A 14,790-nucleotide genomic window follows, 5' to 3' on the forward strand; every position below is an offset into this window, starting at 1 on the left:
CACAACATCCACTTCACGGTGCTGCCGTCGTCAGTGACCTACCGCACGCCGCCGGAAACGGCGTGGCCGAAAACGCACGGCCCGCAGACGGCGAAGGTGGTGGGACCCAAAGGCGAGTCGATCTGGACCGACCGCTATGGGCGGGTGAAGGTGAAGTTTCACTGGGACCGGCTGGCGAAGGGCGATGACACCAGCTCCTGCTGGGTGCGCGTCTCCAGCGCCTGGGCCGGCCAGGGATTTGGCGGGGTGCAGATCCCGCGAGTGAACGACGAAGTGGTGGTGGACTTCATCAACGGCGATCCGGATCGTCCGCTGATCATCGGCCGGGTTTACAACGAGGCAAGCATGCCGCCGTGGGCGTTACCGGCAGCGGCGACGCAGATGGGGTTTTTGAGCCGGTCGAAGGATGGCACGGCGGACACCGCGAACGCGCTGAGGTTTGAGGATAAGTCGGGTGAGGAACACCTGTGGATTCAGGCGCAGAAGAACATGGATACCCATGTTAAAAACGACGCCAGCCATTCAGTCGCCAACAATCACAGCCATTATGCGGGCGGCAATGAGCTCTACCGTGTCGAAACCAACCGTGTCCACGGTGTAAAAGGGGGCGAAGAGCGGCTGACCGGTAAAGGCAAACTCGATGTGGTGGTCGATACCTATGTAGTGGGTTCGGGGACTAAACTTCGCCTTGAATGCGGAGAGAGTGCTATCGAACTGAATGCGAACGGCCAGATTAATATTGTGGGCAAGGGGTTCAATATTTTCGTGCAGGGCGATGGCCATATCACCACCTCTGGCGGCAAACTGAACCTGAACACGGATGGCGCGAAGCCGGGCACAAGCGCACCGGGCTCCAGTCATAAACAGAATATCAGCCAGGCCGTAGAGAATCTTTTCCCGCCAAAACAGAAAGGACAGGCGGCTCCGGCTGCGCCAAAAGCTGCGGCGGCACCGGCGAAAGGGGCGGCTGCGCCGTTAGCCAATAACCAGGTTCGAAAAGTACGTCCTTTACCTCCCGAAAAACAAGCATTCTTCGATAAAGTGTATGCTGCTGCTCAGGAAGATGAAAAGAAAACCGGCGTTCCGGCTAAAATCACCACGGCTCAGGCAATTCTAGAATCTAACTGGGGTAAAAAAATGCCCACTGATATCAAAACTGACAAGGTGAGTAACAACATTTTTGGGGTCAAGGCACATGGCTCACCGAATTATGTGGAAGACTGGACACATGAGAATATCAACGGAAAACGTGTTGCAGTACTGGATAAATTTGCCAGTTATGATTCAATTGACGAGAGCATTGAGCAGCACTCCCAGTTTTTGATTAAAAATCAAAGGTATAGTAGTTTGTTCAACTCATCTGACCCGGTAGAATGGGCTAAAGGTTTACAGGCTAAAGGGTATGCAACCGATCCTAACTATGCCAACAGTTTGATTTCCGTGATGAAAGGGAGAGGATTACTATGATTAAAATTTTATGTGCATTAGTGCTTTCATTACCACTAATGGCCTCCGCCAATGATTTCTGCAAGAATTTAAGTAGTGAGGCTAACATTAAAGGCGTGAGTTTCGACAATACAGATAATGTATACAAAGTCGGCGGTGAAGGTAGGTTGTATTTCTATTCTGCCCCAAATGAAAAATGCTTAGAAAAAGAAGTTTTTGTTGTCCCCGGCAATCAATTATATGCTTACGTTGAATACGGAAAATATTATAGTGTGATGTATGTAACTAATGATGGAAACCAGGTTGATGGGTGGGTTAAAAAAGACAGGTTAGTAGAAACACACACTGGTATAGCACCAGATTATGATGCGAAAAAATAGTTACTTTCTTTTTAAGAAGTGATGGTTAGCGTCATTGCCGATTACATGAAGTTTTGTGGTGATATTGCATTATTATTTTGTAATGTCACCCTTGGTTTTTCTAATAATTAATTTAATGAGCATTGACATAAATATGTCATATTTTTAATAGTTATAATTTAGTCTTGTTATTTCATCCATTTATTCTCATGGTGTAGTGGCGGACTTTCTGGTGTTAAACTAAAGGCATCTTATTGTATTTTAAATATAAAAATCCTTTTCACTAAGTGATATATGGAGCGATGAAGCTCAAAAAAAACGGGCGCGCACATAAATGAACAATTTATTGGCGATATGCATTTCAGTGACATCAATTATAAGTGATGCCAGAACAAAAATGATGATTTTTAAATCTAAACTGCGAACCTATTCTGGCAAAAATGAGCAGCGTGATATTGATAGCTATTTATTGGAATAATATCCATCGACACCCATGCTATCTCTATAAATTTTGATGAAAACCCAATCAGCCAGGCGCTGTAGTTCTAAACCAACCCAATCTTAACGGCTGGATTAATAGGGTTAATGATTGTCTGGATTTTAAAGGTTAATCAAATGAATAAAGTTGGATTTAGCTTAGCGGTTTTGTTGTCAATTTCTTCATTATCCTTGTTTGCTTCTGATAATTTTACTGGTCAGTGGAGTGGGCAAGAGAAAAATGATAATGGATTACTATATTCCACTCTAACATTAAAATTAAAACAGAATAATAATAACATAACGGGTAGTTATTGTTATGTGACAAGGGGCGGAAATAAAATAGATTGCCCTGATGATAATGACAGCAATCTCAAAGGTACGGCAAACGGTAAAAATGCTTTGATTGAATTTGATTCTTCATTTGGCGGAGTGAAGGGTAAAGCAAATTTAGAACTTAAAGATAATAAAGTTTTATGGAAGTTAATCAAAGACCCTGAGAATGGGGGTTTTTATGCGCCAAAAACTTATAATCTTGACAAAGATGTTAGTGAAGGAGATTTAAAATCAGATATGAAGGTTTTGTCTACATCTGATTTCACGATTACTTTATTGAATAGCTGTGGGGGTTTTTATACTGTGTGTGATAAGGTTAAATACATAGGCCTCAGAAATAAAGATGGAAAACAAATTACTCTTGAAGGTAAAACTACGCAGCCTGTAAACTCAAATAAAGCTGAAGGGATGATTTTCAATAATAGCGGTGTAGATTATGTTGTGAGCTTTAATCCGCTTGAATTGAAGGTGGTACAGGGTAATAAAACGCTTGTTAAGCAAGGTGGCAAGTGGGAATGATAATTTTCATTATCACTCAAGTGAGATTTTTACTGTATTTCAAGTAATAAGAATGACATTATAATAGTGTTATGGGTTTTATTAGGGTGGTGATATGTACTCTCCACCCCACATAATTTTGAAGTGTGAGTAATTTCTTTAATTTAAAAGATTTTAATTACGTTGCTCTTAGTGATTAAATACCCTTCTATTTTTCTATTGTCAACCCCCGATAAAAACACAATGATTGTAAACCGTTATTTCGCCAGCATTGTATTTGTGCCTGTCCTCATGGTTTTATCCTGCATTGCCAGGGCCGAATCCAGCACGGAATCGACCGTTCCTGCCCTTAACGAGGGCGATTTTTCCGTTCTGCTAAACGACTATGCTTTCACTCCCGGAGACACATGGAGCAATGAAAGCTTCGTACGGGCTGGTAAGGCTCTGAGTTCAGTTCTGGCCGGAGAAGTGGCTATCAATAACCAGCAGTACAACTACTTCCAGCATAGCTATGACGGCTTTGAGTTGTTCAGCGCGGCGGCGGTTGGAGATGCCAGCCACACGGTTCTGGCTGAGATCCTTCTGGAAAATGCCAAAGTGCCGACGTCCCGAAATATAAAGGTAGGCGATAGCCTGGAACAGGTTCAGCAAGCCTATGGACCCGGAAAAGAAGATAACAGTGATAATCAGCACTGGCTTGTCTACCCGTCTGGCGGGAAACAGTTGATGTTTCAGATTGATCAGGGAAAAGTCAGTTGCATCATGTTGAAAACAGACATGGGTGCAGAGCAAAGCGAAATCAGCGCTGACCAGGCTATCAGCGCTGCAACCGAAGCAATTCATACCTGGCAACTGACCACCCTCGATGAGAAATGCCTGCGATACGATCTTGACGACAGCAGTGATGAAAGTTTCTTTGTTATTACGGTTCGTGAAGATAATCACGACGCCAGTTGCGGTGGCGATCCTGATATTACGCATCGACTTTTCGACATTAAAGTTGCGCGTGATAATACACAGATACTCACTAATGCCGATAACGTTGATGGCGAATACCATAACCTTATTCCACCCGCCACAAACAATTAATAAAACGGATACCCAATATGCATTACCAATTCAATGAGGGCGCCTTTGCGCTTTTTCCTGCTGCCTGGCAGGACACCACCATGAATATTCTCCGCGACGAAGCCAGTGGGCTGGCCTGGGTTGTGAGCCGTGGCGTTATTTCTGAGGGCAGTGATGCGGAAAAAGAATTCCAGCGTCAGTGGGACACATTGCGGAGTCAGATGGGCCATATCCAGCAGACTGAATTTGTTCGCGTGATGGCAGGTGTGGATAACACATTACACGCGGTTGAAGTTGAAACCGTATTTGACCGTAACGGGCAGGCCGTGTGGCAGAAACAGCTGGCTACACAGGTCCCTGATACCAACATCTTAATGATATTTACGCTCTCAGCCATGCGTCCATTCAATGAAGAAGACGGACAGCGCTGGAGTGCATTTAAACAAAGCCTGAGTCTGAACAATCCACGGAAAGCATAACCTATGGATAACCCTGCTGCCCGCGTGGGCGACGAGATCATTCACTCCAGCATTTTCGCTGATATCACGAGCATTGTTGCGGAAGGTGCGGCCTATGCCGTCATTGGTGCCGCAGTGGGTGCTGCTATCGTCTCGGCAGCGCCCCTGCTGGGTACAGGGGCGGCAGCGGCGAGTGTGGCAGCCGTGGGTAACAGTTGCCTGCTCAGCGGTATTCTGGGTGGTGTACTGGCCAATGCCGTTGGTCTGTCACAAGAGATCAGCAAAGCGGCCGATGGGCTGGGAAACATGATATTCCCGCCGTCACCTGCCGGAGTAATCGCCAGTGGATCAGTGAATGTCTACGTTAATGGTCTTTTAGCCGCACGCGCGGCCGGGATGCTCACGCCTGGCGAGACACCGCCACCGGAACCGCAATCGCCGCAGAGCTTCGCGGACTATGGCGGCATGTTGCTCTCTGCGGTCGGCCAGTTTGGCAGTGCAATGTGGCAGCCCACGGTAGCCTCCGCCGATGCGGGCACCTCTCCGCTGGAGCAGGACAAAGTGGCCTGTGAAAAACACAGTGCACCGCAATATCTGGCTCAGGGATCGAAAAGCGTCTTTATCAATGGCCAGCCTGCAGTGCGCGCAAAGGATAAAACCACCTGTGACGCCACCGTGAGCGACGATGTTTCCCCCAATGTCATCATTGGTGGTGAAACCGTCACGGTCAGAGAGATCAAAAGTGGCAAGGTGCCAGGTCTGGCCGTGATGATGATCGGCCTTTCCCTCATCCGTGGTCGCCCCAGTCAGATCATCAAAAACATGCCCTGCGCGCTGGCCGGTGCCGTGGGCGGTATGGCGGCGGACATGGCTATCAATGCGGCCTTCTCGTCGCTGTTTCCGGTTCATGCGGCGACCGGCGTCAAAGTCCTTAATGATGATGCCGAGCGTGATTTTTCCCTCCCCGGACGTTTCCCGCTCAGTTTTCAGCGCAGCTATAACAGTCTGACCCAGCGCGCTGGCCTGTTTAGTCAGGGCTGGGCCACGGTGTTTGACAGCTACCTGACGCTGGAAGGGAATCGGGCGACCTGGTTTGATGACAACGGGCGCGAGCTGAGCTTTGACGTTCCCGGTGACAAAGAGGTGCTTTACAGCATCAGCGAAGGGCTGATGGTGCGCCGCAACGAGTCTGGCGATATCGCCATTGCCGATGATGACGGTGCGGTATGGCGTCTTTACAGGCGCACGGCCGCTGATCCGCAGGTGCTGCACCTGGCTTCACTGAGCGACGAGTACGGTAATGCGCTGGAGATGGGCTGGGATGAACAGGCCCGCCTGGTACGTATCCATGACGCGCCGCTGGCGATTGACGTCACGCTGCACTACGACGACAAACAGCACGCGCGGCGTCCGACATCGGCCAGCCATTTTGATGGCGATCAGCACTGGCCATTAGCGCGCTGGACCTACAATGATCGGGGCCAGCTTGCCAGCGTTACTGATGCCGCAGGCGTTGTCTCACGACGCTTCCGTTACAACGACGATGGATTGATGGTCTGGCACCAACTGCCGGGCGGGATGGAGAGTGAATATCGCTGGCAGAAGCTGGATCACTGGCGCGTGGTTGAGAACCGCACCAACAGCGGTGATGGCTGCCACATGCATTACGATCTTGAGGCGGGCATCACGCGCGTGTCGACCTATGACGGTCAGCAGCGCGAACACCACTGGAATGCTGCGGGCCTCATCACCTGTTTTATCGACGAGCGCGGCGAGAAGTGGCGTTATGAGTGGGATGAAAACGAACTCCTGACGCGTCGCATCGATCCGCTGGGCAACGCGGTGAGCTTCACCTATGACGATCTGGGCAACCGTGTTGAAGAGAAGGATGCTGACGGTGGTGTGCAGGCGGTGCAATGGCTGTCACACCGTTCGCTGCCCACGGTTGTTGCCGGAGCAGACGGTTCCACAACGAAATACTATTACGATCCCCATCACGGCCTTGAGCGCGTTGTTGATGCGCTCGGGCAAAACACGCTCTATCAGCGGGATGAGTTCGGACTGGTTGTCGAAGAGACTAACGCAGCAGGTAACAGCTACCGCCGTGAGTTTAACGATGCCGGCCAGGTTATTCGTGAAACCGACTGTTCAGGGCTGACCACGCGCTACCGTTATCATCCCCTGGGCTGGCTCAGCTGTGTCATCGCGCCGGATGGTGAAGAAACCCGTTATCACTATGATGCAGCAGGCCGTCCTCTTCAGCTGGAACGCGCAGAAGGATGGGAAGAGCGGTTGCACTGGAGTGAAAACGGACTGCCGCTGGCCTATGAATCGGCTGATGGCAAGCGCAGTGAATTCCGTTACGACAATGTCGGGCGATTGATCGCCAACCGTAATGCACAGGGTGAGACGGTTCAGCGAAGCTGGGACAGCCGTGGCCGGTTGACGGCGCTGCAAAACGAGAACGGCGAGCAGTATCAGTTCGAGTGGGGCGCAGATTCTCTGTTGCTGGCCCAGGTCGGGCTGGATGGTGTTGCCACGCGATATGACTATGATGCGGCGGGCCGCACGGTATTACGCACCTTTGCCGCCGGGCATCCTCAGTCCATTACCCATCGCTATCACTGGAGCCGTGCGGGGCAACTGCTGGCGCGGACCACGCCGGAAGGCCAGACGCGCTATCACTACAGCGGTGGGGGACAACTGAGTAAAGTGTCGCAGCATCTGCCGCTGTCTGACACCGAGTGGAGCCAGCAGGCCGAGCAGGAGATTACCTTTAAGTATGATGCGCTGGGCCGCATCGTTGCTGAGCAGGGGGAGCAGGGCGAACTGGCGTGGGAGTATGACGCGCTGGGTAACTGTACTGCCCTGACGCTGCCGGATGGCCGCAACCTGAAGCAGCTTTATTACGGTAGCGGGCATCTGCTGAGCATTGCATTAGACAACCTGCCGGTTACGGAATTTACCCGTGACACGCTGCATCGGGAGCTGAGCCGGACGCAGGGCGGCCTGACCATGCGCAGTGAGTATGATCGCTTAGGCAGACTGCGCCGCCGTGACGTGTTTAAGGGTGACTCACAGCGTCCTGCACCGCGCGTCTGGTCCCGCCGGCGCGACTTCGATTACGGCAATAACCTGATCCGTGAAGAGCGTGATGATAATCCGTTCAGCCAGACATTATGGAACTACGATAACGCCGGGCGGCTGTTGTCTCAGGACGGTGCGCAGCCGGGTAATGAACAGTGGCGCTGGGATAGCGCAGGCAACCCGCTGGATCGCCATACTGCCGCACATGTCCTGCACAACCGTGTCACCGAACTGAACGGTATCCGCTGGCAATATGACATTCATGGCCGTACCACTGAGAAAGATGACGGGCACACCCGCTGGCGTTATCGCTACGATGGTGAGCATCGCCTGACGGACGTCATCAGCGAGCCACGGGACCGTAATAAGCCGCGCACTAAGGTGAGTTTCCGCTACGATCCGCTTGGGCGCCGCATCAGTAAAACCAGCCAGCAGCTGTTGCAGGGAAGACCGTCGGGGAACGCCGTCACGACGCGCTTTGTGTGGGAAGGCTACCGCCTGCTGCAGGAAATCCACGACGGGATCCCGCTGACCTACGTTTACAGCGACATTCAGAGCTATGAGCCGCTGGCCCGTATTGATGGTGTTGAAAGCCCGGAGATTTACTGGTTCCATAATGCGGCCAACGGAATGCCGGAGCTGCTGACTGACGGTGAAGGGCAAAAAGCCTGGGAAGGTATCAACAGCCCGTGGGGCAAGCTGCTGCGCGAGTCCAGCCAGCGTGTTCCTGTGGTGGAGCAGAACCTGCGTATGCAGGGCCAGTACCTGGACCGGGAAACCGGACTGCACTACAATCTGTTTCGTTATTATGACCCGGACAGCGGACGGTTTACCCAGCAGGACCCGATAGGGCTGGCGGGCGGGATCAATCTCTACCAGTATGCGCCGAACGCGCTGGGGTGGGTGGATCCGTGGGGGTTGAGTAGGTGTAAAAACGAATGGAATGATTTCCAGAAAAAGTCGAATAAAAAACAATTCACTTCAAGGAAACAAGCATCCAAAGCATATGCTTTATGGAAAAAACAAGACTGGGCAGCGTTAGAACAATTTATGGGTGAAGGTGCTTGGCCTCCTAACCGCGGTTTTGTTACTTCAGTGAAAGAAACCCTTCAACCCGGAGAATACGTAGATCGTTATGGTGGATGGATTGAAGATGGTGTTTTCAGAGATCCTGGAACATTTCTTTCTCCGGCCGGAGCTTCGTTTGAGGGAAGGGCGCTTCCGGATTATACTTTAACAAAGCCACTATCCACCTATGAGGTATTAAAACCTTATGAAGTTGATTCAGGTCCGGCAATTCCTTGGTTTGGGAAACCAGGAATGAACAAACAATACGAAACAGCTGATTATATTGAAGATCTTATTAAAGATGGAGTCTTGAGAAAGTTATGAAAAATTTCATTCAAAATAAAGTTTTGTTACATGATGGTAATGAAACTGACTTTATCCATAAAAAGAATTTTTTTGAATGTCCATGCTGTTCTGGAAAAATAGTCTTTTCGGTATATGGTTCAAGAAGTTTCAATTCAGAAGAGTTAGATTTTAAGAAAACTTACTCAAAAAAAATAAAAGGAGTAAAAGAGAAAGTTAAAGATTCGGGTCGTTATCATTATGATGGAGAAGCTATCAGCTTTTTTGAGACGGAATGTGATTTTGAAAATCATAAGGTAGTAGTGTTTTTTACATTTTCGGAAATTCAACCTTCTAGATATTCTTCTCATTTGATTGGTCTTTTTCTAAAGGATTAATTTCTTTATTTTCATTTTAACTAAAGAACCTTTTAGTTAATTACATTGATTCTTTAGAGACTATACGTGATTCTTGCCGATCTAACTTCGATTACGGCAACAACCTGATCCGTGAAGAGCGCGACGATAATCCGTTCAGCCAGACATTATGGAACTACGATAACGCCGGGCGGCTGTTGTCTCAGAACGGTGCGCAGCCGGGTAATGAACAGTGGCGCTGGGATGGCGCAGGCAACCCGCTGGATCGCCATAGTGCCGCTCATGTCATGCATAACCGCGTTACCGGACTGAACGGTATCCGCTGGCAGTACGATATTCATGGCCGAACCACTGAGAAAGATGACGGGCACACCCGCTGGCGCTACCGTTACGATGGTGAGCATCGCCTGACAGACGTCATCAGCGAGCCGCGGGACCGTAATAGGCCGCGTACTAAGGTGAGTTTCCGCTACGATCCGCTTGGGTGCCGCATCAGTAAAACCAGCCAGCAGTTGTTGCAGGGCAGGCCGTCTGGCAACGCCGTTACGACGCGCTTTGGGTGGGAAGGCTACCGCCTGCTGCAGGAAATCCACGACGGGATCCCGCTGACCTACGTTTACAGCGACAGTCAGAGCTATGAGCCGCTGGCCCGTATTGATGGCGTGGAAAGCCCGGAGATTTACTGGTTCCATAATGCGGCCAACGGAATGCCGGAACTGCTGACTGACGGTGAAGGGCAAAGAGCCTGGGAAGGTATCAACAGCCCGTGGGGCAAGCTGCTGCGCGAGTCCAACCAGCGGATGCCGGTCGTTCAGCAGAACCTGCGTATGCAGGGCCAGTACCTGGACGGGACAAATTTGCATAAGCAAATTTGAACATCGCTTCAGCGATGGCCCCAAGGGGGTGAGGCACCGCAGGGGCCGAATAAACCGGACTGCACTACAATCTGTTTCGTTATTATGATCCGGACAGCGGACGGTTTACCCAGCAGGACCCGATAGGGCTGGCGGGCGGGATTAACCTTTACCAGTATGCGCCGAATGCGCTGGGTTGGGTGGATCCGTGGGGGTTGAGTCGGTGTAGTAGTGGAAATAAGGATAAACCGGATTTCTATGTTGGGCCAGCAGGGCCAAGTGCGACAATGCCTTCAACAGGTTATAGGTACATGAGGTAATTAAATGATGGTGGGACACCAGACAAATTTTTAGAATCAACCCTTAATACTAAATCTGCGCCAATTACCTATTTTGGTTTCAAAAAATTCGAAAGTGGAGGCGCTACTCGTGATGCTTTTCAAATTAAAGGTCTTGATCCGAACAACCCTTTAGATGTTTCATGGAGTGATGGCAGATTAAGAAGCACATTTGATACTTTACAAAAATGGTGTACCTCAGGCTAAAGTTCCTAGAATGTTTGGTAATAAAGAGGGGGCTCCTCTTGAACCATTTACCGAAGCTTACCCAGAATATGGAAAGCGTGGGGTTCAACAACTTATTGCTGACAAAAAACAGTAATATTTGATGAGATTAAAATTCTTCCAGAGGGCAAAAATGAACCTTGATTCTTATAATGAAGTTTTAGACTATCTTAATGAATATTTTACATTAAGGGTTAAAGATGAGATTTATTTACGTGAGCTGAGAGAGTTGATCGAGGGGGCTAGAAGACAAAAAACTGTAACTATCAGACCCATGCAGATACTTTTTTTAGAATATGTAAAGAAATATAATGAGTATAACGTAGCCACTATGGAGGAAGAAAAAAATCTTTGGAGAGATCTTTTAGATTGCTGGCAATAATTCGATATAAATCTATTATTGCTTGCCCAGTTTAGCCTAAACTTCACCCTTATTGGAATATTTGCGCTGGTGGGCGAAGTTAACTACAGTTTCTATGCGCTAAGATGTAAGGCTGTTATAATTGATGTAATGTATAAAACCTGAAAAATAGTAAAATAATGGCATTTATCCTCAAAATTATTTCGATGATGAGGCAATTTTAGAGCCTTTGCTGGGATTGAATTTCGGTAGTTCAGGGATGTGACCAATAAGAAATTACTTACTCGCACCTCTTGGATATATGATGTCATTTTGAGGAATGCATGAGTTGATGAGCATTATTTATATGGTAGAAAAAATCCGGCAGGGTGATTGAAGAATTTATTGATCAAGTGCCTCTTAGTGATGCAATTTTTTAACCGACGTTTAAGTGTATTCCTATGAGATTTACTAAAAGTGATTTGATTTTTACAGGTTATGGTGTCGATATATTAAAGAAAAACGATGGTTACTATATTCGATATGACGATGGTACCGTGGCTACGTTTGAAAAAGAATCAAAAATAACTTTTGATGAAGCAATGAAGGCTCAAAAAAGTGAAAGTGATGCTTATGAAGTTATTATTGCTACCCAATCCAGAGAAGGACGGGGACGGCCTCAATTTTGATTGTTGAAAATTTTTAAAATGCTTAAGTATCATTCCTTCTGTAAAAAATATAAGTAAATTGCAATGGTGAGTGATTTATTTTAGTCCTTTAGATAAATCATGAAGTGATGCCCGCCTCAAAGGTGAATTTGAGACATTACGACTTTACGAAAATGGCATGCCACAAGTGCTTCATCCGCGAATGTTTGGTGATAGAGATGGAGCTCCTTTTGAACCATTCACCAAAGCGTATCCAGAATATGGTGCGGGAAATGTCCAACAGATGTATGCTGATAATAGGATAATAAATTTCGATAAAGTCGATATTTTACCGGAGAGAGAATGATAGATTTATTTTCCTTCAATGAAGTTTTAGATTTTCTTGAAACATTCTTCCAAAAAATGATTAACGATGAAGCGTATCGCAAAGAGATGAAAGTTATCATTGATGGAAGTCGTAAAAATAAAACGGTTTCAATACGGGCTATAGATGTTTGCTTCATGAATTATCGTAAAGTTACGGGTGATTATAGTCTCCCTACAGATGAGGAGATGGAAATCTGGAAGCAGTTATTTAATGTTTGGCAGTGATAATTGAATTGATTCAATTTGATTTAAATTATGCATCGATTTTAAGGTGGATGATATGATGAATTTTAGAAAGGCAAAAAGCTTGAAAAGGTATTAAGAGTACATGGAATAAACAGCTACTACAGCTGTCGGGGATAGCTGAGTAAAGTGTCTTAGCATTTGCCCTTGCCTGATACCTAACAGATTTGGCAGGGCGAACTGGTGTGGAAGTATGACGCGCTGGGCAACTGCACTGCCCTGACGCTGCCGGATGGCCGCAACCTGAAGCAACTTTATTACGGTAGCGGGCATCTGCTGAGCATCGCATTAGACAACCTGCCGGTCACGGAATTTACCCGGGATACACTGCATCGGGAACTCAGCCGGACGCAGGGCGGCCTGACCATGCGCAGTGAATATGACCGGTTAGGCAGACTGCGCCGCCGTGACGTGTTTAAGGGTGACTCACAGCGACCTGCACCGCGCGTCTGGTCCCGCCGGCGCGACTTCGATTACGGCAACAACCTGATCCGTGAAGAACGCGACGATAATGCGTTCAGCCAGACATTATGGAACTACGATAACGCCGGCCGGCTGTTGTCACAGGACGGTGCGCAGCCGGGTAATGAACAGTGGCGCTGGGATGGCGCAGGCAACCCGCTGGATCGCCATAGTGCCGCTCATGTCATGCATAACCGCGTTACCGAGCTGAACGGTATCCGCTGGCAGTACGATATCCATGGCCGTACCACTGAGAAAGATGACGGTCACACCCGCTGGCGCTACCGTTACGATGGTGAGCATCGCCTGACGGATGTGATCAGCGAGCCGCGGGACCGCAATAAGCCGCGCACTAAGGTGAGTTTCCGCTACGATCCGCTTGGGCGCCGCATCAGTAAAACCAGCCAGCCGCTGTTACAGGGAAGACCGTCTGGCAACGCCGTCACGACGCGCTTTGTGTGGGAAGGCTACCGCCTGCTGCAGGAAATCCACGACGGGATCCCGCTGACCTACGTTTACAGCGACAGCCAGAGCTATGAGCCGCTGGCTCGTATTGATGGTGTTGAAAGCCCGGAGATTTACTGGTTCCATAATGCGGCCAACGGGATGCCGGAGCTGCTGACTGACGGTGCAGGGCAAAAAGCCTGGGAAGGTATCAACAGCCCGTGGGGCAAGCTGCTGCGCGAGTCCAGCCAGCGGATGCCAGTTGTTCAGCAGAACCTGCGTATGCAGGGCCAGTACCTGGACCGGGAAACCGGACTGCACTACAATCTGTTTCGTTATTATGATCCGGACAGCGGACGGTTTACCCAGCAGGACCCGATAGGGCTGGCGGGCGGGATCAACCTCTACCAGTATGCGCCGAATGCGCTGGGTTGGGTGGATCCGTGGGAACTGAGTTGTAAAAAGACAAATACATGGAATGAGTTTCAGCGGCATCATCGTGGCAATTTCAAAAAAACAACTGATGCTTCAGAGGCTTATCATACTATGATAAAAGAACAGTCGCCTTGGCCATTGAATGAACCTCCAGCTAAAGCAGACATTTTACCAGGTACTAAACTGAATATGGCAGTGGCTCCTGGCCAGCCTGTTACGCGCCCGGGCGGTTTTGCTACTTTTGATGAGATTCCAAATAAAGCTTTCGTAAGAAATGAACTTGGAGTCAAAAATGAATGGAAACCTGATATTGATAGGGTTGTTACTTATGAAGTGATAAAACCCTTACCGGTGAACTTTGGAGACGTAGGCCCTCAAATTGATAAAGGGGCTGGTGCTTACCTTAAAGGTGGTAAATCGCAGGTGGAAATGTTAGTGCCCGCCAATGAAAGAATGGACTATTTGAGAGTAGTAGATGAAAAGCCCATCGGTGATTGAATCAAGGAGTTAAAATGAGCAACATTAATAATTTAAATGTCATAGCTGATGAGTCTCTTGTTACGTGGAAATTTAAAGGAAAAATGTTCTCTTTGCCAGTATCTGACATTGATCAGGTGATGATTGATGAAAGTCGCGAGTTAATATTTGTTCTTGACCAAAAAGAAGAGTTGCCTCATAGGTTATCTATAATTAGCGGGTGTGGGGAGGTTGTATCAACGTTTTCACCTCCTGATGGGGGGCAGTTCTATTACATGGCTATTGATGCAAAAAAAGAAGTCTTAGTGGTTTGTGTTTTTACTGAGAAAATTGACGGGTGGAGTGACTGGCATTTTTCGTTCAATCATAAAGATAATCTGCTTTTGCGCGTTTCACCTGCATACTGATGCCTGGGTGGCGTCAGAGCAATTTATGGGTGAGGGAGCTTAGCCTCCTAACCGTGGTTTTGTAAAATCAGCAAA

12 protein-coding genes and 2 pseudogenes are annotated in these 14,790 nt (G+C 48.4%); all 14 read left to right on the forward strand.

Annotated elements, in window-relative coordinates:
* Window positions 1-1,467 (forward strand): type VI secretion system tip protein TssI/VgrG (tssI, locus tag HFD87_RS03475; protein ID WP_167422945.1); only part of this gene is annotated, 1,467 nt, incomplete at its 5' end.
* Entirely contained in the window at window positions 1,464-1,826 is a 363-nt protein-coding gene (locus HFD87_RS03480) for a hypothetical protein (RefSeq protein ID WP_060680008.1), read from the forward strand. The genes tssI and HFD87_RS03480, both read left to right, overlap by 4 nt.
* Window positions 1,827-2,420: 594 nt before the next feature.
* Window positions 2,421-3,137: a hypothetical protein gene (locus HFD87_RS22885; protein ID WP_242462543.1), complete on the forward strand. Its 717-nt coding sequence runs from the start codon at window positions 2,421-2,423 to the stop codon at window positions 3,135-3,137.
* A 222-nt stretch (window positions 3,138-3,359) separates the two neighbouring features.
* Window positions 3,360-4,205 (forward strand): hypothetical protein, encoded by an 846-nt coding sequence (locus HFD87_RS03490; RefSeq protein ID WP_060680010.1) that lies wholly within the window; start codon window positions 3,360-3,362, stop codon window positions 4,203-4,205.
* A gap of 17 nt (window positions 4,206-4,222) precedes the next feature.
* Entirely contained in the window at window positions 4,223-4,663 is a 441-nt protein-coding gene (locus HFD87_RS03495; RefSeq protein ID WP_060680012.1) for a DcrB-related protein, read from the forward strand.
* A 3-nt stretch (window positions 4,664-4,666) separates the two neighbouring features.
* On the forward strand, window positions 4,667-9,121 hold the full coding sequence (locus HFD87_RS03500; protein ID WP_167422946.1) for an RHS repeat-associated core domain-containing protein: 4,455 nt from the start codon (window positions 4,667-4,669) through the stop codon (window positions 9,119-9,121).
* Window positions 9,118-9,477, forward strand: a complete 360-nt coding sequence (locus tag HFD87_RS03505) for a hypothetical protein (RefSeq protein WP_064691217.1) — start codon at window positions 9,118-9,120, stop codon at window positions 9,475-9,477. The genes HFD87_RS03500 and HFD87_RS03505 overlap by 4 nt, the downstream gene beginning before the upstream one ends.
* 71 nt (window positions 9,478-9,548) lie before the next feature.
* Window positions 9,549-10,630: pseudogene (locus HFD87_RS03510) on the forward strand (RHS repeat domain-containing protein); the annotation flags it as partial.
* A 376-nt stretch (window positions 10,631-11,006) separates the two neighbouring features.
* Window positions 11,007-11,255: a hypothetical protein gene (locus tag HFD87_RS03515; protein WP_089414270.1), complete on the forward strand. Its 249-nt coding sequence runs from the start codon at window positions 11,007-11,009 to the stop codon at window positions 11,253-11,255.
* Window positions 11,256-11,674: 419 nt separating this feature from the next.
* On the forward strand, window positions 11,675-11,902 hold the full coding sequence (locus tag HFD87_RS03520) for a hypothetical protein (RefSeq protein WP_072000452.1): 228 nt from the start codon (window positions 11,675-11,677) through the stop codon (window positions 11,900-11,902).
* Window positions 11,903-12,059: 157 nt separating this feature from the next.
* A complete protein-coding gene (locus HFD87_RS03525; protein ID WP_167422947.1) occupies window positions 12,060-12,227 on the forward strand; it encodes a hypothetical protein in 168 nt (55 codons plus the stop codon).
* Window positions 12,224-12,472, forward strand: coding sequence for a hypothetical protein (locus tag HFD87_RS03530; RefSeq protein WP_089414269.1), 249 nt, complete (start codon window positions 12,224-12,226; stop codon window positions 12,470-12,472). The genes HFD87_RS03525 and HFD87_RS03530 overlap by 4 nt, the downstream gene beginning before the upstream one ends.
* Window positions 12,473-12,661: 189 nt before the next feature.
* Window positions 12,662-14,329, forward strand: a pseudogene (locus HFD87_RS22890) (RHS repeat domain-containing protein); the annotation flags it as partial.
* Between the two features lie 14 nt (window positions 14,330-14,343).
* Window positions 14,344-14,715, forward strand: a complete 372-nt coding sequence (locus tag HFD87_RS03540; RefSeq protein WP_089414268.1) for a hypothetical protein — start codon at window positions 14,344-14,346, stop codon at window positions 14,713-14,715.
* Window positions 14,716-14,790: the final 75 nt, after the last annotated feature.

The organism is Pantoea sp. EKM21T, assembly GCF_011800405.1.
In the GTDB taxonomy this organism is placed as follows: Bacteria; Pseudomonadota; Gammaproteobacteria; order Enterobacterales; family Enterobacteriaceae; genus Pantoea; species Pantoea agglomerans.

Bases quoted from the DNA above. Each gene is read 5' to 3' on its own strand.
- HFD87_RS03530 (WP_089414269.1), top strand. From the start codon at position 12,224: ATGATAGATTTATTTTCCTTCAATGAAGTTTTAGATTTTCTTGAAACA.
- HFD87_RS03540 (WP_089414268.1), top strand. From the start codon at position 14,344: ATGAGCAACATTAATAATTTAAATGTCATAGCTGATGAGTCTCTTGTT.
- HFD87_RS03500 (WP_167422946.1), top strand. From the start codon at position 4,667: ATGGATAACCCTGCTGCCCGCGTGGGCGACGAGATCATTCACTCCAGC.
- HFD87_RS03490 (WP_060680010.1), top strand. From the start codon at position 3,360: ATGATTGTAAACCGTTATTTCGCCAGCATTGTATTTGTGCCTGTCCTC.
- HFD87_RS03515 (WP_089414270.1), top strand. From the start codon at position 11,007: ATGAACCTTGATTCTTATAATGAAGTTTTAGACTATCTTAATGAATAT.
- HFD87_RS03525 (WP_167422947.1), top strand. From the start codon at position 12,060: ATGCCACAAGTGCTTCATCCGCGAATGTTTGGTGATAGAGATGGAGCT.
- HFD87_RS03505 (WP_064691217.1), top strand. From the start codon at position 9,118: ATGAAAAATTTCATTCAAAATAAAGTTTTGTTACATGATGGTAATGAA.
- HFD87_RS03480 (WP_060680008.1), top strand. From the start codon at position 1,464: ATGATTAAAATTTTATGTGCATTAGTGCTTTCATTACCACTAATGGCC.
- HFD87_RS03495 (WP_060680012.1), top strand. From the start codon at position 4,223: ATGCATTACCAATTCAATGAGGGCGCCTTTGCGCTTTTTCCTGCTGCC.
- HFD87_RS22885 (WP_242462543.1), top strand. From the start codon at position 2,421: ATGAATAAAGTTGGATTTAGCTTAGCGGTTTTGTTGTCAATTTCTTCA.
- HFD87_RS03520 (WP_072000452.1), top strand. From the start codon at position 11,675: ATGAGATTTACTAAAAGTGATTTGATTTTTACAGGTTATGGTGTCGAT.